This is a genomic window from Pseudomonas sp. Z8(2022), from assembly GCF_025837155.1.
Classification (GTDB): Bacteria; Pseudomonadota; Gammaproteobacteria; order Pseudomonadales; family Pseudomonadaceae; genus Aquipseudomonas.
The window spans coordinates 773,479-796,727 of the sequence record NZ_CP107549.1; the positions used below are offsets into that span (position 1 = coordinate 773,479).

Annotated in this window: 23 protein-coding genes and 1 pseudogene; 9 read left to right on the plus strand and 15 right to left on the minus strand. The window is 64.8% G+C overall.

Annotated elements, in window-relative coordinates:
- Positions 1-39: 39 nt before the first annotated feature.
- The 3 genes from ybeY to miaB form a co-directional block, all read right to left on the minus strand.
- On the minus strand, positions 40-495 hold the full coding sequence (ybeY, locus tag OEG79_RS03685) for an rRNA maturation RNase YbeY (RefSeq protein ID WP_264147484.1): 456 nt from the start codon (positions 493-495) through the stop codon (positions 40-42).
- Positions 488-1,480 carry a PhoH family protein gene (locus OEG79_RS03690; protein ID WP_264148667.1) on the minus strand — a complete coding sequence of 331 codons (993 nt, stop codon included), beginning with the start codon at positions 1,478-1,480 and terminating at the stop codon, positions 488-490. The genes ybeY and OEG79_RS03690 overlap by 8 nt, the downstream gene beginning before the upstream one ends.
- Before the next feature lie 87 nt (positions 1,481-1,567).
- Complete coding sequence (miaB, locus tag OEG79_RS03695; protein ID WP_264147485.1) at positions 1,568-2,911, minus strand: tRNA (N6-isopentenyl adenosine(37)-C2)-methylthiotransferase MiaB; 1,344 nt, start codon at positions 2,909-2,911, stop codon at positions 1,568-1,570.
- A gap of 303 nt (positions 2,912-3,214) precedes the next feature.
- Between miaB and OEG79_RS03700 the strand changes: the two genes are divergently transcribed.
- Positions 3,215-3,538 carry a DUF1820 family protein gene (locus OEG79_RS03700; protein WP_106738865.1) on the plus strand — a complete coding sequence of 108 codons (324 nt, stop codon included), beginning with the start codon at positions 3,215-3,217 and terminating at the stop codon, positions 3,536-3,538.
- Positions 3,539-3,573: 35 nt separating this feature from the next.
- On the opposite strand, the gene OEG79_RS03705 is transcribed toward OEG79_RS03700, so the two are convergent.
- The 5 genes from OEG79_RS03705 to OEG79_RS03725 form a co-directional block, all read right to left on the minus strand.
- Positions 3,574-4,122, minus strand: coding sequence for a tetratricopeptide repeat protein (locus tag OEG79_RS03705; RefSeq protein ID WP_264147486.1), 549 nt, complete (start codon positions 4,120-4,122; stop codon positions 3,574-3,576).
- Positions 4,123-4,228: 106 nt separating this feature from the next.
- On the minus strand, positions 4,229-4,861 hold the full coding sequence (locus OEG79_RS03710) for a DUF6962 family protein (protein WP_264147487.1): 633 nt from the start codon (positions 4,859-4,861) through the stop codon (positions 4,229-4,231).
- Positions 4,861-6,150, minus strand: a complete 1,290-nt coding sequence (gene hemL, locus OEG79_RS03715) for a glutamate-1-semialdehyde 2,1-aminomutase (protein ID WP_264147488.1) — start codon at positions 6,148-6,150, stop codon at positions 4,861-4,863. The genes OEG79_RS03710 and hemL overlap by 1 nt, the downstream gene beginning before the upstream one ends.
- Before the next feature lie 23 nt (positions 6,151-6,173).
- Complete coding sequence (thiE, locus tag OEG79_RS03720) at positions 6,174-6,797, minus strand: thiamine phosphate synthase (protein ID WP_264147489.1); 624 nt, start codon at positions 6,795-6,797, stop codon at positions 6,174-6,176.
- Positions 6,794-7,591 carry a hydroxymethylpyrimidine/phosphomethylpyrimidine kinase gene (locus OEG79_RS03725; protein ID WP_264147490.1) on the minus strand — a complete coding sequence of 266 codons (798 nt, stop codon included), beginning with the start codon at positions 7,589-7,591 and terminating at the stop codon, positions 6,794-6,796. Before OEG79_RS03725 ends, thiE begins: the two co-directional genes overlap by 4 nt.
- A gap of 255 nt (positions 7,592-7,846) precedes the next feature.
- Between OEG79_RS03725 and OEG79_RS03730 the strand changes: the two genes are divergently transcribed.
- The 6 genes and pseudogenes from OEG79_RS03730 (at position 7,847) to OEG79_RS03755 (ending at position 16,024) form a co-directional block, all read left to right on the plus strand.
- On the plus strand, positions 7,847-10,261 hold the full coding sequence (locus OEG79_RS03730; RefSeq protein ID WP_264147491.1) for a hybrid sensor histidine kinase/response regulator: 2,415 nt from the start codon (positions 7,847-7,849) through the stop codon (positions 10,259-10,261).
- Between the two features lie 116 nt (positions 10,262-10,377).
- A complete protein-coding gene (locus OEG79_RS03735) occupies positions 10,378-11,019 on the plus strand; it encodes a TetR/AcrR family transcriptional regulator (protein ID WP_264147492.1) in 642 nt (213 codons plus the stop codon).
- Complete coding sequence (locus OEG79_RS03740; protein WP_264147493.1) at positions 11,016-12,665, plus strand: acyl-CoA dehydrogenase family protein; 1,650 nt, start codon at positions 11,016-11,018, stop codon at positions 12,663-12,665. Before OEG79_RS03735 ends, OEG79_RS03740 begins: the two co-directional genes overlap by 4 nt.
- A gap of 11 nt (positions 12,666-12,676) precedes the next feature.
- Positions 12,677-13,110, plus strand: a pseudogene (locus tag OEG79_RS03745) (PaaI family thioesterase).
- Positions 13,111-13,628: 518 nt separating this feature from the next.
- Positions 13,629-15,101, plus strand: a complete 1,473-nt coding sequence (gene amn, locus OEG79_RS03750) for an AMP nucleosidase (RefSeq protein WP_264147494.1) — start codon at positions 13,629-13,631, stop codon at positions 15,099-15,101.
- 110 nt (positions 15,102-15,211) lie between these two features.
- A complete protein-coding gene (locus tag OEG79_RS03755) occupies positions 15,212-16,024 on the plus strand; it encodes a hypothetical protein (RefSeq protein WP_264147495.1) in 813 nt (270 codons plus the stop codon).
- A gap of 3 nt (positions 16,025-16,027) precedes the next feature.
- Here the strand turns inward: OEG79_RS03755 and OEG79_RS03760 are convergent, their stop codons facing one another.
- Positions 16,028-16,999 carry a threonine dehydratase gene (locus OEG79_RS03760; protein WP_264147496.1) on the minus strand — a complete coding sequence of 324 codons (972 nt, stop codon included), beginning with the start codon at positions 16,997-16,999 and terminating at the stop codon, positions 16,028-16,030.
- A gap of 80 nt (positions 17,000-17,079) precedes the next feature.
- Here OEG79_RS03760 and OEG79_RS03765 point away from each other — a divergent pair, with 80 nt between their 5' ends.
- Positions 17,080-18,420 carry a PLP-dependent aminotransferase family protein gene (locus OEG79_RS03765; protein WP_264147497.1) on the plus strand — a complete coding sequence of 447 codons (1,341 nt, stop codon included), beginning with the start codon at positions 17,080-17,082 and terminating at the stop codon, positions 18,418-18,420.
- Here the strand turns inward: OEG79_RS03765 and OEG79_RS03770 are convergent.
- Both OEG79_RS03770 and ahr read right to left on the minus strand, forming a co-directional pair.
- Positions 18,417-18,857, minus strand: a complete 441-nt coding sequence (locus OEG79_RS03770) for an acetyltransferase (protein WP_264147498.1) — start codon at positions 18,855-18,857, stop codon at positions 18,417-18,419. The genes OEG79_RS03765 and OEG79_RS03770 overlap by 4 nt on opposite strands.
- 57 nt (positions 18,858-18,914) lie before the next feature.
- A complete protein-coding gene (ahr, locus tag OEG79_RS03775) occupies positions 18,915-19,946 on the minus strand; it encodes an NADPH-dependent aldehyde reductase Ahr (RefSeq protein ID WP_264147499.1) in 1,032 nt (343 codons plus the stop codon).
- Between the two features lie 173 nt (positions 19,947-20,119).
- Here ahr and OEG79_RS03780 point away from each other — a divergent pair, with 173 nt between their 5' ends.
- Positions 20,120-20,689, plus strand: a complete 570-nt coding sequence (locus OEG79_RS03780; protein ID WP_264148668.1) for a pseudouridine synthase — start codon at positions 20,120-20,122, stop codon at positions 20,687-20,689.
- Between the two features lie 47 nt (positions 20,690-20,736).
- On the opposite strand, the gene OEG79_RS03785 is transcribed toward OEG79_RS03780, so the two are convergent.
- From OEG79_RS03785 to OEG79_RS03800, 4 genes are all read right to left on the minus strand, one after another.
- Positions 20,737-21,129, minus strand: coding sequence for a globin (locus OEG79_RS03785; RefSeq protein WP_264147500.1), 393 nt, complete (start codon positions 21,127-21,129; stop codon positions 20,737-20,739).
- Positions 21,130-21,221: 92 nt separating this feature from the next.
- Positions 21,222-21,440: a DUF2788 domain-containing protein gene (locus OEG79_RS03790; protein WP_037051671.1), complete on the minus strand. Its 219-nt coding sequence runs from the start codon at positions 21,438-21,440 to the stop codon at positions 21,222-21,224.
- Between the two features lie 90 nt (positions 21,441-21,530).
- Positions 21,531-22,010, minus strand: coding sequence for an Lrp/AsnC family transcriptional regulator (locus OEG79_RS03795; RefSeq protein WP_264147501.1), 480 nt, complete (start codon positions 22,008-22,010; stop codon positions 21,531-21,533).
- 355 nt (positions 22,011-22,365) lie between these two features.
- Entirely contained in the window at positions 22,366-23,247 is an 882-nt protein-coding gene (locus tag OEG79_RS03800; protein ID WP_264147502.1) for a cation diffusion facilitator family transporter, read from the minus strand.
- Positions 23,248-23,249: the final 2 nt, after the last annotated feature.

Consider the following 23,249-nt stretch of genomic DNA (forward strand, 5'->3'; position numbering starts at 1 on the left):
ATCAGGTCGCTGCAAGCAACCTGCGTTAATGACGGTCTGCTATTCGTCGCCTGCATAAGGGTCGGGATGACCCAGTTCGGCGAGCAATTGACGTTCCAGTTCTTCCATCTCGAGGGCTTCTTCTTCCTCGATATGGTCATAGCCAAGCAGGTGCAGGCAACCGTGGATCACCAGGTGGGCCCAGTGCGCCTCCAGTGTCTTGCCTTGCTCGGCTGCTTCGCGCTCGACCACCGGTACGCAGATCACCAGGTCGCCCAGCAGCGGAATATCCAGAATCCCGTCGGGAATCTCGGCGGGGAAGGACAGCACGTTGGTGGCGTAGTCCTTGTTCCGCCAGGTGTGGTTCAGCTCGCGGCCTTCGGCCTCGTCGACCAGGCGGATGGTCAGCTCGGAATCGGCCGTGCGCTGGCGCAGGGCCAGTTCGCACCAGCGGCGCAGTTGCGTTTCGTCCGGGTGCTGGCCGTTAGTGGCCAGTTGCAGGTCCAGTTCAAGCATCGTGGCTGTCGCCCTTGCCGTTCAGGCGTGCGTCGTGGCGCTCGTAGGCTTCGACGATGCGCTGCACCAGTGGATGGCGCACCACGTCCTTGGGCTTGAAATGGGTGAAGCTGATGCCGGGCACATCGCGCAGTACTTCGATGACGTGCGCCAGGCCGCTCCTGGTTCCGCGTGGCAGATCGACCTGGGTGATGTCGCCGGTGATCACGGCGGTGGAGCCGAAACCGATTCGGGTGAGGAACATCTTCATCTGCTCGACGGTGGTGTTCTGGCTCTCGTCGAGGATGATGAAGCTGTTGTTCAGCGTACGGCCGCGCATGTAGGCCAGCGGCGCGATCTCGATCACCTGTTTCTCGATCAGCTTGGCCACATGATCGAAGCCGAGCATTTCGTACAGGGCGTCGTACAGCGGGCGCAGGTAGGGATCGATCTTCTGCGCCAGGTCGCCAGGCAGGAAGCCCAACTTCTCGCCAGCTTCCACGGCCGGGCGTACCAGCAGAATGCGTCGTACCTGCTCGCGCTCCAGCGCATCTACCGCGCAGGCCACGGCCAGATAGGTCTTGCCGGTACCGGCCGGGCCGATGCCGAAGTTGATGTCGTTGTCGAGGATGGCCTTGACGTAGCGCTGCTGGTTGGCGCCGCGCGGCTTGATCACGCCCTTCCTGGTGCGCAGTGTCACCTGCGGCAGGTTGCTCGGATTGACCAGTTCCTCGACGCCGGACTCCTGCAGATACAGGTGCACCAGGTCGGGGGACAGCTCGGTGGCTTTGGTTTCGCGGTACAGCTTGCGCAGCAGGGTTTCGGCGGCGTGAGTCCTGTCGGCGCTGCCGAGCATCTCGAACTGGTTGCCACGGTTGCGGATTTCCAGGCCGAGGCGCTCTTCGATCAGGCGCAGGTGTTCGTCGAACTGGCCGCAGAGGTTGGCGAAACGGCGGGCCTCGAAAGGTTCGAGGGTGAAGCGATGAGGTTCTGAAGAGGCGTTCAAGGTGATGGAGTGATCGTCACTTGTCTGGGTATGGAAAAGCAGCATAACGCCGGTCGCCCACAACGCAAAGTGTGGGCGACTCAGGCTTTAGTGCAGGGTGTCGGTATCCAGCAGGGTGCCGCGCAGGGAGTGAGGCAGCGCATCGTCAATGTGCACGTCGACGAACTGGCCGATCAGGCGCGGGTTGTCGCAGCGGAAGTTGACGATGCGGTTCTGCTCGGTGCGGCCCTGGAGCATGCCCGGGTCCTTCTTCGAATAGTCGCTGACCAGTATGCGCTGCACCGTGCCGACCATGCGCCGGCTGTTCTCGAAGCCGTTCTGGTTGATGCGGTGCTGCAGCAGAGCCAGGCGCTGCTTCTTCACGTCTTCCGGGGTCTCGTCGACCAGATCGGCGGCCGGGGTGCCGGGGCGCGAGCTGTAGATGAAGGAGAAGGAGAAGTCGAAGCCGACGTCCTCGATCAGCTTCATGGTCTGCTCGAAATCCTTCTCGGTCTCGCCGGGGAAGCCGACGATGAAGTCCGAGCTGATCAGGATGTCGGGCACCGCCGCACGCAGCTTGCGAATGCGCGACTTGTATTCCAGTGCGGTGTGGTTGCGCTTCATCGCCGCGAGGATGCGGTCGGAGCCGGACTGCACCGGCAGGTGCAGGTATTTCACCAGCTGCGGAATTTCGGCATGGGCCTGGATGATCGCGTCGGAGAACTCCAGCGGGTGGCTGGTGGTGTAGCGGATGCGTTCGACGCCATCGAGGGCGGCGACGGCGTGCAGCAGTTCGGCGAAGTCGGCGATATGGCCGTCCGGGGCTTCGCCGCGATAGCCATTGACGTTCTGCCCGAGCAGGGTGATTTCCTTCACGCCCTTCTCGGTCAGGGAGGCGATCTCCATCAGCACGTCGGCCAGTGGTCGGCTGACTTCCTCGCCACGGGTATAGGGCACCACGCAGAAGGTGCAGTACTTGCTGCAGCCTTCCATCACCGAAACGAAGGCGCTGGGGCCATCGACGCGCGGCTCGGGCAGGCGGTCGAACTTCTCGATCTCGGGGAAGCTGATATCGACCTGTGCGGTCTTGGTCACGCGGGCGGCGTCGATCATTTCCGGCAGGCGGTGCAGGGTCTGCGGGCCGAATACCACGTCGACATAGGGCGCGCGATCGCGGATCGCCGCGCCTTCCTGGCTCGCTACGCAGCCGCCGACGCCGATCACCAGATCCGGGTTGGCCTGCTTCAGCTCGCGCCAGCGGCCGAGCTGGGAGAACACCTTGTCCTGCGCCTTTTCGCGAATCGAGCAGGTATTGAGCAGGATCACGTCGGCTTCTTCGGGTTTTTCCGTGACCTCCAGAGCCTGATGCTCACCCAGCAGGTCGACCATGCGCGAGCTGTCGTACTCGTTCATCTGGCAACCGTGGGTTTCGATATAGAGCTTCTTGGTCATGGCACTGTCTGAGGTGGTTAAAAAATGACCGCGCATTATAGGCGGCTGCCAAGGGCGACGCCACCGCTCGGCGTGCTCTTCAGAAAATCTGCCTGAAACCAATCCGATATCTCTCGACAGATATGGACTGTAGAACGTGCTCGCGAAGCAGTACGCCATCGACGTCTCGATAGATCGTGGTGCCGCTAGGTTCGGATGCTACAGCGCTCTGCTCGCTGCACTCGAGAGGCGGGCGCTCTGTAGGGTGACGTTTCCGGCCTTGTGCTATCCTGCGCGCCCCGTTTTTCCTGACTTCGAGTCTCCATGAGCAAGCGCGATCCCATCTACAAGGTGATTTTCCTCAACCAGGGCCAGGTATACGAGATGTATGCCAAGCAGATCTACCAGAGCGATCTGTGGGGTTTTCTGGAAGTGGAGGAGTTCGTCTTCGGCGAGCGTAGCCAACTGGTGGTCGACCCCAGCGAGGAGAAGCTCAAGGCGCAATTCGAGGGGGTTGTACGCAGCTTCGTGCCGATGCACGCGATCATCCGCATCGACGAGGTGGAGCGCCTGGGCACGGCCAAGATCAGTGAGGCCAAGGGTGGCGGCAACGTGATGCCGTTCCCCATGCCGATGCCGGAGAAGTAAGCGAACACTCGCAGGGCGTACTGGCGCCCCGGCGTTCAAGGCAGTGGCGAGAAGGGCGAGCGGCCTTCGGCGGTCTGCAGTTCCAGCAGGTAGCTGCGGAAGATCTGCCCCAGCACCTGGCTGGCAATCTCCAGTTCATCACGACGCATCTGCGCCGATACCAGATCGGCGCTGTCCATGGCTTCGTCCGAGCCATTGACCGATGCCATCTTCAGGACGATGTAGGCCTGCACGTTGTTGGCCGGTACGCCTTCACCGCGGAAGAACATGGTGCCCAGACGCAGCTGCGCTTCGGCGTGGCCCTGCAGCGAGGCGCGTTCGAACCAGGTCAGGGCCTGCTTGAAGTCGCGCGGGGTACGTTTGCCGTCGTAGTAGTACTCGCCCAGCTCAAAGGCCGCCTGCATGTTGCCGGCGCGCGCCATTTCCTGGCAGCTGGCCAGGGCGTCGGGCATTTCTTCGGGGGAGGCGTTGAGCGTGCAGCTGCCGCTGGCGGGGATCAGCAGGGAGTTGCCGCCTGCGTACGCAAACAGCGGGAGGAAAAGCAACAGGCAGCCCAGGGACAGGGTGCGGCCGGTGCGGTTCATCTGGATAACGGGACCTCGGCAGTTCAGGGCGGGTGACATGCCCGGTCGGCGCAAAGTGTGCCGACCGTCGCATTATGGAATAAACCGCCTGCCTGTTACAAAGGCTTTACCCGGCGCGCTGCGTGGCGCTGCCCGGCAGGTTCAGCAGCAGCCACGCCAGCAGCGGATAGGCTGGTGCCAGCAGCACGTGGAACAGGTCTACGCGGCGCAGTGGCCCGATCACACCTTCGGTACCGACCGCCAGGCCGGCCAGGAGAAACAGGCCGACTACCAGGGCGGCGACTGCCGCAGGTGCGCGGCGCGGCCACTGCATGGCGCCGGCATAGAGAATCAGCACCAGCGTGGCCAGATTAAGTGCCAGGCGATAGTCCTGCAGATAGCCAAGCTGGCGGAAAAGTTCAAAGAAGGCGCACAGACCAAGCAGGATGCGCCCCCAGTTCGGCCGGCTCCAGACCCAGCTCCGCCCCAGTGCCAATGCCGCGGCGCCGAGCAGCGGCAGGCCGAGAAAGCTGCTGGCCTGTGACAGCCATAGATGTGCGGCCTGCCAGCTCGGGTCGAAGCCATAGCGGACTACGCCGACGCAGGCCGCCGCAGTCGGCAGCAGGAAGCCGAGCAGGGCGCAGAACAGTGCGGGCTGATCGCTTTCGCTGTAACGCCCGCGTGCCCGGCCGATCAGCCAGACACAGGCGGCGCATGCCAGGGCCAGCAGTGCATCACTGAAGGCGGTGCTGTACTGCATCAGGCTTTTTTCAGCTCGCTGAAAGCGCGCTCGGCGGCGGCGAGGGTGATTTCCAGCTCCCTGTCGCCATGGGCGATGGAGGTGAAACCGGCCTCGAAGGCGCTCGGTGCCAGGTACACGCCGCCATCGAGCATCAGGTGGAAGAAGCGGTTGAAGCGCTCGCTGTCGCTGGCCATCACATCGGCGAAGGTGACGATGTCGTCGGCGCCGCTGAAATACAGGCCGAACATGCCGCCAGCCTGGGTGGTGACGAATGGGATGCCGGCAGCATCGGCGCGCTGTTGCAGGCCATCGAGCATGCGCGTGGTGTAGTCGGTCAGCTCGCTATGGAAGCCCGGGCGGCTGATCAGTTTCAGGGTGGTCAGCCCGGCGGCCATGGCCAGCGGGTTGCCCGACAGCGTGCCGGCCTGGTAGACCGGGCCAAGCGGGGCGATGCATTCCATGATCGCGCGCTTGCCGCCGAAGCAGCCGACCGGCATGCCGCCACCGATGATCTTGCCGAAGGTGGAAAGGTCCGGGGTGACGCCGTAGTGCGCCTGGGCCCCACCGAGGGCGACACGGAAGCCGGTCATCACTTCGTCGAAGATCAGCACCACACCGTGCTTGTCGCACTGCTCGCGCAGGCCCTGGAGAAAGCCGGGCGCCGGCGGTACGCAGTTCATGTTGCCGGCCACCGGCTCGACGATGATGCAGGCGACTTCCTGGCCGACCTGCGCCAGGCACTCGGCCACGGCGTCGATGTCGTTGAACGGCAGGGTCAGGGTGTGCTTGGCGAAGGCCGCCGGCACGCCCGCGGAATTCGGCACACCCTGGGTCAGGGCGCCGGAGCCGGCCTTGACCAGCAGGCTGTCGGAGTGGCCGTGGTAGCAGCCCTCGAACTTGATGATGCTGTCGCGGCCGGTGTAGCCGCGGGCCAGACGAATGGCGCTCATGGTCGCCTCGGTGCCGGAACTGACCATGCGCACCATTTCCATCGACGGCACCAGCGAGCAGACCAGTTCGGCCATCTCGGTTTCCAGCGCGGTCGGCGCACCGTAGGACAGACCGTGCTCCAGTTGGCGGCGTACCGAGTCGAGCACGTCCGGGTGGCTGTGGCCGAGGATCATCGGGCCCCAGGAGCCGACGTAGTCGACGTAGCGTTTGTCGTCTTCATCCAGCACGTAGGCGCCTTCGGCGTGCTTGAAGAACAGTGGCGTGCCGCCGACGCTACGGAAGGCGCGTACTGGCGAGTTGACGCCGCCGGGGATGTGCTTCTGGGCGTTGGCGAAGAGGATTTCGGAGCGGGACATGGCGGGTTCTCTCTGAAAATGGATCAATCGAACAGCGCGGCGAAGGCGCGGGCGCGGTCTTCCACCTCGAGGGCGGAGTCCGCAGCGAACAGGGCGTGGATCACGGCGACCATGCTGGCGCCGCGGGCGATCAGGCCGGGCGCGGTGTCCAGGGTCACGCCGCCGATGGCGACGATGGGCTGGGCGAAACGCGCGCGGGCCTGATCGAGCAGTTCCACGGTGGCCGCGGGCGCGCCGGGCTTGGTGTTGGAATTGAAGAAGCGCCCGAAGGCGATATAGCTGGCCCCTTCGGCGACCGCGCGTTCGGCTAGCTCGAGCTGGGCATGGCAGGTGCCGCCGATCACGACATCGCTGCCCAGGCGGGTGCGAGCAGCGGCCAGTGAGCCGTCGCTCTGCCCCAGGTGCAGGCCGACGCCCAGGCGGGCGGCCAGTTCCAGGTCGTCATTGATGATCAACGTGGCGCCGTGGCGCTGGCAGAGTTCGGCGAGCGCCTGCGCTTCATCGAAACGGCGCTGGGCATCTGCGGATTTGTCGCGGTACTGCAGCAGGCGCGCACCGCCAACCAGCGCTGCTTCGGCATAAGGCAGCAGCCTGCCGCCGGCCAGCAGCGGCGTGTCGGTGATGGCGTAGAGACCGCGCAGGTTCATGCGCCGAAGTCCAGAGGCAGGCGGCGTGGCACGTACTGGCCGTGGCCGGGTTGCTCGGCGTCGCGCAGGGTGCGCCAGGTGTAATCCAGAGCGCTCTTCACGGCACTGACCAGTTCCTCGCCGAGGGCCAGGCGCCCGGCCAGGGTGCTGGCCAGAGTGCAGCCGGAGCCGTGATAGCTGCCGGGCAGACGTGCGCAGGTGAAGGTATGACGGCTGCCGTCGCGGCTGTACAGGCGATTGTGTACCTCGGCTTCGTCGCCATGGCCCCCGGTGATCAGCAGGTGCTCGATGAAGGGCAGCAGCTTTTCCGCGCACTGGTCGGCAGTGCCTTCCGGCAGTTCGGCGAGGATGCGTGCTTCCGGCAGGTTCGGTGTGGCGATGGTGGACACGGCAAACAGTCGTTCACGCATGGCGTAACCGACATCGTTCTTGCCCAGCGAACCGCCGCCGCCGGCGCGCAGCACCGGGTCGCAGACCAGCGGTACGCCCGGCAGCCGGCTCATCACTTCGAGCACGTTCTCGACCATTTCCACCGAGCCGAGCATGCCCAGCTTGACGGCGGCCACCGGCATGTCGGCGATCACGGCGCGGGCCTGGGCCAGCACCCAGTCGCGGTCGAGCACGCGGAAGTCGGTGACGTTGACGGTATCCTGCACGGTCAGGGCGGTCACCGTCGGAGCGGCGTGGCAGCCTTGAGCCAGCAGGGCTTCGATATCGGCCTGCAGGCCGGCACCACCGCTGGGGTCGTGGCCGGACATGCAGAGCACTACGGGGCGGGAGTTTGGCGTTTTCATGGTGCGCGAGCTTATCACTAACGACCGCCTGGTCGCTGCACGGAGTAGGGTGATGGTACCGGTCTGCCGCAGTGGCGTTCGCCAGGGCTGGCCCGGATATATCGATGATGCGCGCTGCAAACTGCTGGCAGAATCTGGAAAAGCGCTTCGCCAGCCCCTAGAGTAGGGCGATTCGAATACAAGTCTGCCGTGTGTGATGACATCATCGAGGGGAAATGGGGCCCCGATGTCGTCCGATAGGGTTTGTGGGGTCGTATGTACCGGCTGCTCCTGCTCTTCGTGAGCCTCGTTTTTTCCTCGCTCGTGGGCGCCGTTACCTTCGACGAAAAAATGCGCATTCTGCCGCTGGGGCAGAGCATGTACGTCTTCGAGGACGTGCGCGGCGACGCCAGCATCGACGATGTCGCCTCGCCGGCCGTGCAGGGCAGCTTCCGTCTGCATGACAAACCCGTACTCAATGCCGGTTATTCGCGCTCGGTGTTCTGGCTGCGTCTGGACCTTGAATATCGCCCGGTGCAGGAGCAGGGCGAGCGTACCTGGCTGCTGGAGCTGGCCTACCCGCCGCTCGATCATCTCGAGCTCTACCTTCCCGGCGAAGACGGCAGTTTCTTCCTCGCGCAGCGTACCGGCGACGCACTGCCGTTCGACAGCCGGCAGATTCGCCAGAACAACTACCTGTTCGAGCTCAATCTGCAGCCGGAGCAGAGCAAGCGCATCTATCTGCGCCTGGAAAGCCAGGGGTCGATCCAGGCGCCGCTGACCCTGTGGGCGCCCACCGCCTATCTGGAAGATCAGCCCGGGCGCATCTATGTGCTCGGCATCATCTATGGCGTGCTGTTGGTGATGCTGGTCTACAACCTGTTCATCTTTCTCAGTGTCCGCGACACCAGCTACCTCTATTACATCCTCTACATCGCTTCGTTCGGCCTGTATCAGATATCGGTCAACGGTGCCGGCATCGAGTTCTTCTGGCCCGACAACCCCTGGTGGGCCAACGCTGCCACGCCGTTCCTGATCGGTTCGGCGGCCCTGTTCGGCTGCCAGTTCGCGCGCAGTTTCCTGCACACCGGCGAGCACAGCCCCTGGGTCGATCGTCTGCTGCTGCTGCTCATGGTCTGCGGCGCCGTAGTGATGATCCTGGCGCTGTGCGTCAGTTATGCAACGGCGTTGCGCCTGGCCACCTACCTGGCGCTGCTGTTCACCGTGGTGATCTTCGCTGCCGGTATTCTTGCGTGGTTGCGCGGCATGCGGGTGGCGCGCTACTTCATCTTCGCCTGGACCGCCTTTCTCGTCGGGGGAATCGTCAACACACTGATGGTGCTGGGCCATCTGCCCAACGTCTTCTTCACCATGTATGCCAGTCAGATCGGCTCGGCACTGGAGGTCGGCCTGTTGTCGCTGGCGCTGGCCGATCGTATCAACGCGATGAAGGAGGAGCGCGCGCGCATCCTTCAGGAAGCCGGACGCAAGCTCGAGGAACTGAACCAGGAGCTGGCCGACAGCAACCGTTTCAAGGACGAGTTTCTCGCCACCGTCACCCATGAACTGCGCACGCCGATGAATGGCGTGATCGGCTCGCTGGAACTGATGCAGACGGTGAGGATGGACGTCGAACTGGAGCAGTATCAGAAGACTGCCGCCGCCTCGGCGCGCGACATGATGCGCATGGTCAACGACATTCTCGTCCTGACCGAGCTGCAGGCCGGCAAGCTCTACCCGCGGCACGAGGCGTTCAGCCTGCGCGGCCTCTTCGACGGCCTGCGTGCGCAGTACGCACCACGCGCAGCGGACAAGGGGCTTGCCTTCACCCTGGAGCTGGACGACAGCCTGCCCGACATCCTCGAGGGCGACGCCGGCAAACTGGCCCAGGCGCTGGGCTATCTGCTGGACAACGCCATCAAGTTCACCAGCGAGGGCGGTGTAACGCTGCAGGTCGGGCGTGTCGGCAATCAGGGCAGTCATCTGCCACTGCGCGTCGAGGTCCGAGACACCGGCATCGGTTTCGCTCACGGAGAGGTCGATCTGTATCAGCGCTTCCGCCAGCTCGACAGTTCCATGACCCGCAAGTACGGCGGCCTGGGCATCGGTCTGGCGATCTGTCGGCAACTGGTCGATCTGCTTGGCGGCAGTCTCAGTCACGAGTCGCAGCCCGATGTTGGCAGCTGCTTTCGCCTCAACGTGCCGCTGACCCTGCCGGAGCAGCAACCGGCATCGGTCGTGCGTCTGCCCCAGCATTCGCCAAGTGGCGTTGCCCAGCGCCAGGCGCAGCAGTGCACGGTGCTGATCGTCGAGGACAACGCGATCAACCAGCTGGTGACGCGCGGCATGCTGCTCAAGCTCGGCTACCGTGTACGCACCGCCGACAACGGCGCCGAGGCGCTGGCGCTGTTGCGTGAAGAAAGCGTCGATGCCGTGCTGCTGGACTGCCAAATGCCGGTAATGGACGGCTTCGCCACCTGTCGCGCGATTCGCGCGCTGCCCGGTTGCGCCGAGCTGCCGGTGCTGGCGATTACCGCGCACAGTCATAGCGGTGACCGCGAGCGTTGTCTGGCCGCAGGCATGAGCGACTACCTGGCCAAGCCGGTCAAGTTCGAAGCGCTCCGCGTGCTGCTGCACGACTGGGTGCTGTGCCGCCCCGCATTGGTATCCGGCAGCGCGGCGCCCATCTGACGACGGGCACCCTGGCCCTCCTGATTCCCGATTCGGCGGCAGATTTGGCCGGATCGTCCCTTTAGCCATGGTCTGAATCCTGATTCACTGCATGTCAGTGAACCAGGATTCAGACCATGGCCTACCGTACTACCGACGCTCGCATAGACCGCGACCAGGCCCAGCGTCAGCGCATTCTTGCCTGTGCCCTGGAGCGGGTCAGCTCTGGCGGTTTCGCGGCGCTGACCATGCAGGCGCTGGCCGAGGATGTCGGAATTGCCACCGGCAGCCTGTATCGCCACTTTCGCAGCAAGGGTGACCTGGCCGCCGAAGTCTTCGCCGCCGCCAGCCAGCGTGAAGTGGACGCACTGGCCGCTACCTTGCGCGGGGCAGGCCGTGCCAGCGAGCGTCTGCGCGCCGGTCTGGAACAATTCGCCGCCCGTGCCTGGCATAGCCGTCGCCTGGCGTTCGCGCTGATCGCCGAGCCGGTCGATCCGGAAGTCGACGAGCAGCGCCTGCTCTATCGCGAAGCCTATGCCGAACTGTTCAGCGACCTGCTGGAGGAGGGCGCCGCTGCCGGCGACTTTGATGTCGAGCACATCGGTCTGATGGCGGCCTGCCTGGTCGGCGCCATCGCCGAGGCGCTGGTCGGCCCCCTGTCACCACCTGCTCGCGCAGCCCGCGAAGCCGGGCAACCCACCCTGGAGCTGGAACAGGTCAGTGCCAGCCTTGCCACTTTCTGCCTGCGCGCCGTCGGCGCCAAGGAGCCCAAGCGATGAAACCCAGCCTGCACGCCGAAACCCACGAGGTGTTCAACCAGGTACCGAGCCTGGACGGCGCCAATCTCTATCGTCTCGACCTGCCGCTGCAGGAGTGGATTCGCCGCTACGACGGTGCCTGGGGGGATGACCGCCTGAGCGCCTATGGTGCATTGAGCGGTGGTGCGCTGATGCAGGCCGGTTTTCTTGCCAACGAGAACAAACCGGTATTCAAGAGCCATGACCGCTATGGCAAGCGCATCGACCTGGTGGAGTTTCATCCGGCCTATCACGAGCTGATGCGCACGGCCATCGAACACGGCCTGCCGTCGCTGCCCTGGACCGACCCGCGCGCCGGCGCCCATGTCGTGCGCGCCGGTCTGACCTACCTGCACAGCCAGGCCGAGGCCGCCAGCGGCTGTCCGCTGACCATGACCTTTGCCGCGGTGCCGGCCATTCGTCTGCAGCCCAACGTGGCCGAGCAATGGCTGCCGAAGATCCTTGCCACCGAGTACGACCCGCGCAACCTGCCGATGGAGCAGAAGGCAGGCGTCACCATCGGCATGGCTATGACCGAGAAACAGGGCGGCACCGACGTGCGCGCCAACACCACCCGTGCCTACCCTGTCGGCCTCGGCGGGCCCGGGCAGGCCTACGAGCTGGTTGGCCACAAGTGGTTCTGCTCGGCACCGATGTGCGATGCCTTCCTCACCCTGGCCTACACCGACAAGGGCCTGTCGTGCTTCCTGCTGCCGCGCCACCGCCCGGACGGCACGCGCAACGCATTCTATATCCAGCGTCTGAAGAACAAGCTGGGCAACTGGGCCAATGCCTCCAGCGAGGTGGAGTACCGCGGTGCCTTCGCCTGGATGGTCGGTGAGGAAGGGCGCGGCGTGCCGACCATCATCGAGATGGTAGCCATGACCCGCTTCGACTGCATGGTCGGCTCCAGCAGCCTGATGCGCCAGGCGCTGACCCAGGCCACGCACCACTGTGCGCATCGGCAGGTGGGCGGCAAGTTCCTCGCCGACCAGCCGCTGATGCAGAACGTGCTGGGCGACCTGGCGCTGGAGAGCGAAGCCGCGCTGGCACTGACCATGCGCATGGGCCGCGCACTGGATCGCCAGCATGATGAACAGGAAGAGAAGTTCGCCCGCCTGGTCACGGCCGTGGGCAAGTACTGGATCTGCAAGCGTGCCCCGGAAATGATCTACGAGGCCAGTGAATGCATGGGGGGCGCCGGTTACGTCGAGGAAACCATCCTGCCGCGCCTGTACCGCGAAGCGCCGGTCAACTCGATCTGGGAAGGCTCCGGCAACGTGCAGTGCCTGGACGTGCTGCGTGCCCTGTCCAAGGAGCCGGGCGTGCTCGATGCGCTGTTCGCCGAATTGGGCGACGGCCATGGCGATGCCCGTCTCAGGGCGCATATCCAGCGCCTGAAGGCCGACTTCAGCGACACCGCTGATATCCAGTACCGCGCCCGCCAGCTGACCGAGGACATGGCCGTGGCGCTGCAGGCCAAACTGCTGCTGGAGGCGGGCAATGCCACCGTTTCCGATGCCTTTATCGCCAGCCGCCTAGAGGGCCGTGGCCGTGTCTACGGTACGCTGGGGCGTGGTGTCGATGTTGAGGCGCTGCTGGCGCGCAGCACGCCCCACCTGGCCTGAAGGAGAGCGCCATGCAGGCTCATCCGCGCTATCGCGAACTGGTCGAGCGGGGTTTCGCCGATGCCAACTTCATCAATGATCTGGGTATTCGGGCGACCGCGGCCCGGGTTGGGTCGAAGCGGAGCTGGAGATCCTGCCACGTCACCTGCAGCAGAACGGCTACATCCATGCCGGCGTGCAGACCACTCTGGCCGATCATGCTGCCGGCGCCGCAGCCGCTACGCTGGTGGCCGAAGGGCAGACGGTGCTGACCCTGGAGTTCAAGGTCAACCTGCTGCGCCCGGCGCGCAGCGCCCACCTGTTCTGCCGCGCCGAGGTGCTCAAGGCCGGACGCCAGGCGACCGTGGTCGAAGCCGAGGTGTTCGGCGTCGAGAACGATCAGAGGCATCTGTGCAGCAAGGCATCGGTTACCATGGCTGTGGTGACGCCGGCGGATCGTGCCTGAGCCCGTCTCGAGGTGCCTGCCGTGCTTGAAGGCTTGCCTGGAAGTTGTTGGGGGCGCGATTGGACTGCCCGAGATATCTTGATCTTTAACAAGGAAAAGTTGGTAGATTTTTAGCGGCCAGTTTTCCCCTTTTGGAACAGGTGGTTACGCAATGTGTGTTCCCCGCGCCAGCGGGGATGAACCGTGCTGAGCACTACAGCGAGCTTGACCGGCTACGTGTTCCCCGCGCCAGCGGGGATGAACCGAACAAACGTGCGTCTGCTTCAGACAGCCTGAGCCACTCGTTCAGCGTCGGCGCTGCCAGATCACCTTGCCGGTATTGCTCTCGGTGAGCAGCTTCACCGGCCTGAGCGGCGAGGCCGAACAGGGCAAGCAGCAATGGAACGATGGCGCGGAGCATGAGGCGACCCTCTAGCGGGCTGGCTGCCATAAGCCTAGCCGGCCGGGCGTCGTGCGCTATGTTTTCGTCATCGTATGCAGGCAAGATAGGCGCGTACGTTCAGCCAGGAATATGCGCCGTGAAAGCCTGCTCAGATGATTTCGTCATTGCCTACACACCCGAAGAGGCGGTCGACCGCCTTGCCGCGCTGTATCAGGAGGCCACCGCTGCCCTTGGCCAGGCGCTCAAACGCTACCTCAAGGAGCGCATTCGCCCCGATACCAGCGAGCACTGCCTGTTCCGTTATCCGGAATTGCGCCTGACCTACCTGTGCCAGGGTGAGGTGCCGACCACCGTGCGCGCCTACGCCAAGGTGCAGGTGCCGGGTACCTACGCCATCACCGTGACCCAGCCGGCGGCCTTCCGCAAGTACCTGCTGGAACAGCTGCGCCCGCTGATGAACGACTTCACCCTGCGCGTGGAAGTCGGCCGCAGCCAGCAGAACATTCCCTATCCGTACGTGGTCGAGGGTGGTGACGAGCTGGCCGGCAGTGGGGTGACTGCCGCCGAGCTGGCGCGGGTATTCCCCAGTACCGACCTGTCCGCCGCTACCGACGGCACCGCCGACGGCCTGTACGACTGGGAGAACATCGACCCGCTGCCGCTGGCGCTGTTCGACGCCGCGCGTACCGATTTCTCGCTCAAGCGCATCCAGCATTACACCGGCAGCGACTGGCGCCATGTGCAGCCGTGGATTCTGCTGACCAACTATCACCGTTACGTCGATCAGTTCATCCGCCATGGCCTGGACATGTTGGTGGGCGATTCGCGTTTCATCCGCATGGTGCTGCCGGGCAACGTGGTGGTCGAGCGCGGCATGGCCGAAGGCGAGATGCAGGCGATCATCGAGAACGTGGTCTGGCACCGCTACCAGATGCCGGCCTACCACCTGCAGGCCGAGGATGGCCACGGCATCACCCTGGTCAACATCGGCGTCGGTCCTTCCAATGCCAAGAACATCACCGACCACCTCGCCGTGCTGCGCCCGCACTGCTGGCTGATGATCGGTCACTGCGGCGGCCTGCGCCAATCACAGACCATAGGCGACTACGTGCTGGCCCACGCCTACATGCGCCGCGACGGCATTCTCGATCGCGTGCTGCCACCGCATATTCCGCTGCCGGCGCTGGCCGAGGTGCAGCAGGCGTTGCAGGAGGCCGCCCGACTGGTCACCGGCGAGCAGGGCGACGAGCTGAAGAAGCGTCTGCGTACCGGCACCGTACTGACCTACGACGACCGCAACTGGGAGTTGCGCTGGGCGCAGGAGCGGCCGTTGATCAACCTGTCGCGCGCGGTGGCGGTGGATATGGAAAGCGGCACCATCGCCGCCCAAGGCTATCGCCTGCGGGTGCCGTACGGCACGCTGCTGTGCGTATCGGACAAGCCGCTGCACAGCGAGATCAAATTGCCCGGAGCGGCCGGCGCTTTCTACGAGCGTGCGGTGACCCAGCATCTGCATATCGGCATCGCGGCGCTGGAGCTGATGCGCAGCCAGCTCAACTCGTTGCATTCGCGCAAGTTGCGCAGCTTCGACGAACCACCGTTCCGCTGAGGTTGCGAGGTGCCGGCGTGGCCTGACGCACAGTCTGGCCACGCGCTGGCGGTACGCTGCTGTGCTCTGGTTTACACTCGCGCCCGTCATGGATGAACGAGGCAGCTCGCATGGAACAGGCACGTCTACTGCTCACGGCATTGTGGGACCCCTTCAGCTTCTTCAGTCTTTTCCTCTACGCCGGTCTGGCGCTTGTGCTGGGTGCGGTTGCCGGCCTGTTGCTGGCGCTGAAGCTGCACCGCCTGGACTGGCTGGTACGCAACAAGCGCTGGCACCACTGGCTGCTCAATCTCTACTTTCTGCTGTTGCCACTGGCTGGCGGGGTTCTCGGCTTTCAGGGCGGGCTGATGTATGGCAGCCAGCAGCAGATCAATCGCCATCTCGATAGCTACGCGCCTTTGGTACAGGAACTGGCCGACGACATCTGGAGCGACTTCCAGGTCTATGTCGAGGCGCAGGAGCAGCAGGGGTTGCTGGTGTCTGTGCGTGATGTCAGCGTGCAGGAACTGCTCAATCAGCTGGCGCTGGACTATGTCCGTAACGAGCGGCTGCTGGAAGCTGCCGAGCGTGCCGAGGCTTCGACCATGGAGCGCATCGCCTTCGATCTGCTCGACCGGCTGCGTGCCAGTCTGCTGGGCAAGGCCATTGGCGAAATGGCGGTAGAGAAAACCGCGCGTTACAGCGGGCTCGACGAGAAGGTGCTGAATCAGGTACTGGATGCCCGTATCGAGCAGCTGTTTCGCGCCGAGTTTTTGCTGGGGCTGCTCAAGCAGCAGATTGGCCACATCTTCAAACCGCTCTATATCGCGCTGTTGATCCAGCTTGGCCTGTTACTGGCGTTGGTCGCGGCAGAGTGGGGCGTATCGCGCTGGCTGCGGCAGACGCCCGGGCGCCTGCCTGCCGAAGTTGTGCCGCTGGCCTGAGTCTCAGGCCGCGATTGGCGCATCGTCACGCAGCAGTTTGGCCAGCGCCGCGCGGTCGATATTGGCGCCGCTGAGCACCACGGCCACGCGCTGGCCGGCATTGAGCTCGCGCTCCTGCATCAGGGCAGCCAGTGCCGCTGCGCCGGCGCCCTCGGCGAGGTTGTGGGTGTCTTCATGATAGGCGCGGATGGCGGCGCGGATTTCCCCATCGTCGACCCGCAGGATGCGCGCCACGCCGGCGCGGATCATGTCCAGCGCCAGTTGCTGCGGTTGGCGACAGGCCATGCCGTCGGCCAGGGTCTCGGCGCGTTCGGTCTGCACCAGCCGGCCCTGCTCGAAGCTTTGTGCATAAGCGTCCGCACCAGTGGCGACCACACCGACGATTTCGGTGTCGAGGCCTAGCAGGTCGCGGGTACGAATCATCCCGCAGATGCCCGAGCCGAGGCCGATGGGTACGTACACCCGACGCAGATTCGGCACCGCCTCCAGCAGTTCCAGGGCATAGGTGGCCACGCCGCGCACCAGATCCTCATGCAGTGACGGCACCCAGTGCAGACCGTCGCGTCCGGCCAGGCGCGCGGCCTCTGCGCGGGCTTCGTCGAAGTCGCGGCCATGCTCGATCACCTCGGCGCCAAGGGCACGCATCGCCGCGTTCTTCTCGCGGGCATTGCCGTGTGGCACCAGGATGCGGATGCTCAGGCCCGCCTGACGCGCAGCCAGTGCGAGGCTCTGGCCATGGTTGCCGCGGGTGGCCGTAACCAGCCCGCGCACCTGCGGCTCACGGCGCAGCAGCGCGTCGATATAGACCAGCCCGCCGCGCACCTTGAAGGCCGCAGTGGGAGCGTGGTTCTCGTGCTTGACCCACAGATCGCAACCGGTGCGCTCGCACAGCAGCGGCCAGCTCAGCTGTGGTGTGGGCGTCATATGGCGATGAACCAGTTGCGCGCTCTGGCGCAGTTGGGCGAGGTCGAACATGGGGCGTACTCCGGGTGGCGTTGACCCCGATGCTAGTGCGGCGCATTGTATGGGTAAATATTTATATTGCATGGCAAACAATGTGGCTTCCTGATCTGCAAGACGGCTCCCTGCCGACTTATCTGGCCTTGGTCGAGGCCATCGCCACGGCCATTGGCCGTGGTGAACTCAAGCCCGGTGAACGCCTGCCGCCGCAGCGCCGCCTGGCCTGGACGCTGGGCATCAACCCGAGCACGGTGATGCTCGCCTACCGCGAGGCGGCGCGTCGGCATCTGGTTTCCGGCGAGGTCGGGCGCGGTACCTACGTGCTGGCTGGCAGCCGCGAGGCGAGCCTGTTCCGGCTCAAGCAGCCGGCCGCGCAAGGCGAGCTGATCGACCTGTCGACCAATGTGCCGGTGCATGATCCGGACAATGGTGATTTGTCCGCCAGTCTCGCCGAGCTGGCCAGGCGCGGTGAACTGGATGTGTTGCAGGCTTATCCGTCGGCAGCACTGGTCGAACGGGCGCATCTGGCGGGTGCCACCTGGCTGCGCCGTCGTGGCCTGGAGCTGGCGCCCGGTGGCCTGCTGCTCTGCGCCGGTGCCCAGCAGGGCGTTTCCGCGGCGTTGCTGGCGCTGTGCGAGGCGGGTGAGCCGATCCTGGTGGAGCGCTACACCGCGCCGGGCATCAAGGCCGCCGCACGCCAGTTGCGCCTGCCGCTGCACGGTGTGGCAATGGATGGACGCGGCATCCTGCCTGATGACCTCGACCGCCAGGCGCGTGCAACCGGTGCTCGTGTCGCGGTGCTTACGCCCTGCCTGCAGAACCCCACTGGTGCCAGCCTGGACGCCGAACGCCGCGCGGCCATTGCCGAGGTGGCGCGGCGTCGTGGCTTGTGGATCATCGAGGACGATGTCTATGGCGTACTGGGCAACGAGGCGCCGCTGGCGGTGCAGGTGCCCGAACGCTGCCTGCTGATCAGCAGCCTGTCCAAGAGTGTCGCGCCCGGATTGCGTCTGGGCTTTATCGCCGGCGCGCCGGAGCTGCTCGAACGCATCGATCCGGAAGCCCAGGCCACCCGCTGGGCGGTAACGCCGCTGGGCCTGGCACTGGCCAGTGAATGGATCGAAAGCGGAGTCGCCCAGCAGCGTCTGGCCTGGCAGATCGAGGAACTGCAGCAGCGCTGGCGCCTGGCCGCGCGGGTGCTCGGTTCGCGTATGCCGCAGGGCAGGGCGGTAGCGCCACATCTGTGGCTCGATGGTGTAGTGCCAGCGGGGCTGGCCGAGGCCTGTCGGCAGCATGGCGTCGAGGTGGTGCCGGCCGAGGTGTTCGCGGTCGAGGCCAACCCTGGGTATGCCATACGCATCAGCCTCGCCGCGGCAGCCAGCCGGGTCGAACTCAAGCAGGCACTGGAAGGAATCGTGGCGGCCTGGCCGATTTAGCTGAGTGCCATATGCAGGATTGGGAAGGGCCTCCCACCGCCATCCAGGCGCGAGCGATCGGTCACGACGAAGCCCAGGTGCTGGTAGAAACCGACGGCCTGCGGGTTCTGCTCGTTGACGTCGACCCGGGTGGCGCCCAGCTCGTCGATGGCATGGCGCATCAGCTGTCTGCCGACGCCCTGGCCGTGGCAGGCCGGATCGACGAAGAGCATTTCCACCATGCCTTCGCTGGTGCCGAGAAAGCCCAGAATCCGCCCCGACTCATCGCGTGCGCAGGTCAACTGCACGGCCGGGAAGTACTGTTCGCGCAGCAGCGGCTTGATCACCTGCAGGTCGCTTTCCGGCAGGAAGTGATGGGTGGCGCGCACGGCGGCCTCCCAGATTCCCACCAGAGTGGGCAGTTCGGCATCGGTAGGGGCGTCGAGTATCGGCGACATGGCGGCAGCATCCTGGATGAGGCGGGCGCAGAGCATGCCAGCTCTGCGCTCGTGCTGTCATTTGCCGGCGTCGAGCACCACGCGATAGCGCGCCTTGCCGCTGCGCAGATGGTCGATGGCCGCGTTCACCTGGCTCATGGGGAAGTGCTCGACCTGCGGCAGGATCTGGTGCCGTGCGCAGAACTCGAGCATGGTCGCCATGGTTTTCGGCGAGCCCACCGGCGAGCCGGACAGGCTCTTCTGCTGCGGGATCAGGTTGAATACATGCACCGGGATGGCGCTGGGCACGATGCCGACGAAGTGCAGGCGCCCCTTGCCGCGCAGGGTGCCGAGCAGGGCGAGCCAGTCGAGATCGGCGCTGGCGGTGACCAGGAGGAAATCCAGGGTGCCGGCGATCGTCTTCATCGCCGCGCTGTCGGTGGAGGCCACCACCTTGTGCGCGCCCAGGCGCCGGGCTTCGTCCTGCTTGTTCAGCGACGAGGTGAAGGCTGTCACCTCGCAGCCCCAGGCATTGAGAAAGCGCAGCGCCAGGTGGCCGAGGCCGCCGATGCCGACCACTCCGACGCGGTCGGTGGGCTTGACGTCGAACTCCAGCAGCGGGCTGAACACCGTGGAACCGGCGCAGAACAGCGGGCCGACCAGCGCCGGGTCGAGGCCGTCGGGCAGCGGCACGGCCCAGGCCCAGTGCGAGCGCAGGCGATCGGCAAAGCCGCCGTGGCTGCCGACGATGGTTGGCTGCACCGACCGGCACAGCTGATGCGAGCCTTCCATGCACGAGCCGCAGTGCATGCAGCTGCCCTTGTACCAGCCGATGCCGACACGCTGGCCCAGCTTGAGCCCGCGCGCCTGCTCGCCGAGACGGACGATGGTGCCGACCACCTCATGGCCGGGGATGAAGGGGTAGCGGGCATTGCCCCATTCGTTGTCGATCATCGACTGGTCGGAATGGCAGATGCCGCAATATTCCACCGCCACTTCCGCCTCTTCGGCGCCTAGCGGGCCGGGATCGTAGCTCAGGCGTTCCAGTGGTGCCTTGGGGGCGGTGGCGGCCCAGCCGGTAAAGGTGGCGAGTTCGGGGCTGTTGCTCATGGACGGCTCCTCGATGCTGGGGTGAATCAGCAGCTTAGCCTGTCTGGCGGGGCGTGTAAGAACCATCAGCGTCGCTTATCGTGAGTTACACTGCGCAGCCCAGTTCCGCCGAAGCTCGCCGCATGTCTCGCCCTCGTCCTCCCGCCAATCGCCGTCCTGCGGTACCTCGCCGCGTGGCCAAGGCGCCGCCTGCGCAGCCGCGCCTGCTGCTGCTGAACAAGCCATTCGATGTGCTCACCCAGTTCAACGACGAGCAGGGCCGCGCCACGCTCAAGGATTTTGTCGATGTGTCTGGCGTCTACCCGGCCGGGCGCCTGGATCGCGACAGCGAGGGTCTGTTGCTGCTGACCAACGACGGGCGCCTGCAGGCGCGTATCGCCGATCCCAGGCACAAGTTGCCTAAGACCTACTGGGTGCAGGTAGAGGGTGAGCCGAGCGACGAACAGCTGCAGCAGCTGCGCGATGGTGTGAAGCTCAATGATGGCCCGACGCTGCCGGCCGAGGCGCGGCGCCTGGACGAGCCCGAGCTGTGGGAGCGCAACCCGCCGGTGCGCTTTCGCAAGAGCGTGCCGACCGCCTGGCTGGAGCTGGTGATCCGCGAGGGACGCAACCGCCAGGTGCGGCGCATGACCGCCGCCGTCGGCCTGCCCACACTGCGCCTGGTGCGCGTGGCCATCGGCCCCTGGCGCCTGGACGGGCTGCCGCCGGGGCAGTGGCGCGAGTTACCGCCCCGGTTGGACTGATATCGGGCGATTTGTCGCAGAGGCAGCCCGGGCGAGCATGATCTGAGTCAATAACCGGCCTTGATCACGGCGATACCTTTGTTCAGCACCTCGCGCCAGGCCTGACGCACATCCGCGTTGCACTCCTTGTCGTGTTCGCTGATGGTCAGCAGCAGCGCGTCGAGCCACAGGTCGTACAGTTCAGGGCGGATGTCCAGATGCTGGCGCGAGTGCGACTCGCCGAGGGCGCGCAGCTTGGTGTCGGGCATGCCGCGCGCGTGCATCACCAGGTTCATGATGCCCTGGCGCAGCAGCTGCTTTTGCGCGCTCATGTCGGTGTCGGTGAATTTTTCGCGGATCAGCGGCGAGCTGGCGAGGAAGTGGCGGTAGAAATCGTCGAAGAAGGTGACGCTGGCGCAGCAGCGTCCATAGCTCTGCATCACCAGATTGGCGGCGCTCATGTGTAACTCCTTGAGTGGGCAGCCGGACGCATCGAGGCGGCGGCCTGGAGGGAATCAGACGTTCTGTGCGGAAGCGGGGGTACGGTGATCGCTCAACCGTGAATGCCGCGTGCGGTCTCGATGATGTAGGTGATGATCGGTTTGGCCAGGAAGGCGAACAGGCACAGACCCAGGCCAAGGAACAGGATCGCGGTTCCCAGGCGGCCTGCCTTGGACTTCTTCGCCAGATCCCAGATGATGAAGAACATGAACAGGATCAGTCCGCCCACCAGGACGTACATCATCAACGCTTCGAATTGTTCGGTTTCCATGGTGCCTCGGGATTCGGACGGAAAACGCAGGGCGGGGATTATACGCGCCCTGGCTTTGACCGCAGCATGAACCGTTCAATCCTGCGACTATCAGTCGCGCAGATGCTGCAACGGCAACTGCGTGCTGGACAGAATCTGCTGCAGCACGAAGCTTGAACGTACGCTGGAGACGCCTTCGATTCGGGTCAGGGTGCCGAGTAGCAGTTTCTGGTAATGATCCATGTCCGGCACCACCACCTTGAGCTGATAGTCGGCGTCCATCCCGGTCACCAGGCAGCATTCCAGCACCTCCGGGCATTTGCGTATCTCTTCCTGGAAATGTTCGAAGCGCTCCGGCGTATGTCGGTCCATGCCGATCAGTACGTAGGCGGTCAGGCTCAGGCCGAGCTTCTTTCGGTCGAGCAGGGCGACCTGTCCGATGATGTAGCCATCGTCCTCCAGCTGCTTGACGCGACGCGAGCAGGGCGAGGGCGACAGGCCGATGCGCTCGGCCAGTTCCTGATTGGACAGGGCGGCGTTGCGCTGCAATTCGCCGAGAATGTTCAGGTCGTAACGGTCGAGTTTGTCCATTTTTTCACTTGGCCTTTATTGGGTTGCTGTAAATAGTGATCCTTTGGTGATTAATTGCGCAAGAGGTTGAATGGAAAGCAATATTCGCAATCTTATTTCAGCGCGGCAGGCGTAAGCTTTCTCTCAGTTTCACGGCCCGGACGAAAAGTCCTACCGGCCTCGCCCAACCAGGTGAGCCAGCGCCGACGGTCCTACCGGATCGCACCGGCACCCGGGTCCGCACTGCCCAACCAGGCAGGCGACGAAAGCGGCGACAACATCGCCAGCACCGGACAGATTCCCGAAGGGGGCCGCAAGGCCCCTTTTTTATTGCCCGACGCTTTTGCTCGAGTGCAGAAGGGCCCGAGCCGGTTGGTCAGTGTCGGACCACTTCCTGCGGGTCGGCATGTACCAGCACTTCGGCACGTGGATAGTGCTCATGGATGGCCTTTTCCACTTCGACGCAATGGGCGTGAGCCACGGACAGGCTCATGTCGCCCGGCAGTTCCAGGTGCAGCTGGACGAACCAGCGCGTTCCGGAAATGCGCGTGCGCAGATCGTGCGCGCCGAGAACGCCCGGCACCGATGTGGCCAGCACGTACATGTGCTGGGTGGTTTCGCCGGGCAGTTCTTCGTCCATCAGCACGGCAATCGCGCCGCGCACGATGCTGATGGCACTCCAGAAGATGTAGAGGGCGATGCCGATGGCGAAGATCGCATCCATCTGTTGCCAGCCGAAGTGGGTCAGCAGGAGGGCCAGCAGGATGCTGCTGTTGAGCAGGATGTCGGAGCGGTAGTGCAGCGAGTCGGCGTGGACGGCGGTGGAGCCGGTTTCGCGCACCACCTTGCGCTGGAACATCAGCAGGGCGACGGTCAGCGCCAGCGACAGCAGCATGACGGCGATGCCGACACCTTCGGCTTCCAGTGGTTGCGGTGATTGCAGACGTTCGATGCCCTGCAGGCCGATGAGCACGGCGCTGACACCGATGAACAGTGCCTGGCCCAGACCTGCCAGCGCTTCAGCCTTGCCATGGCCGTAGCGGTGATCTTCGTCAGCCGGGCGCAGGGCGAAGTGCACGGCGATCAGGTTGATCAGCGAGGCGGCACTGTCGAGCAATGAATCGGTAAGGCCCGCCAGTAGGCTGACCGAGCCACTCAGCCACCAGGCGATCGCCTTGGCCAGCACCAGCGTCAGCGCCACGGCCAGCGCTGCGCGGGTGGCCAGGCGCATCAGCCTGGCATGCTGCGCGCTGTGCATCG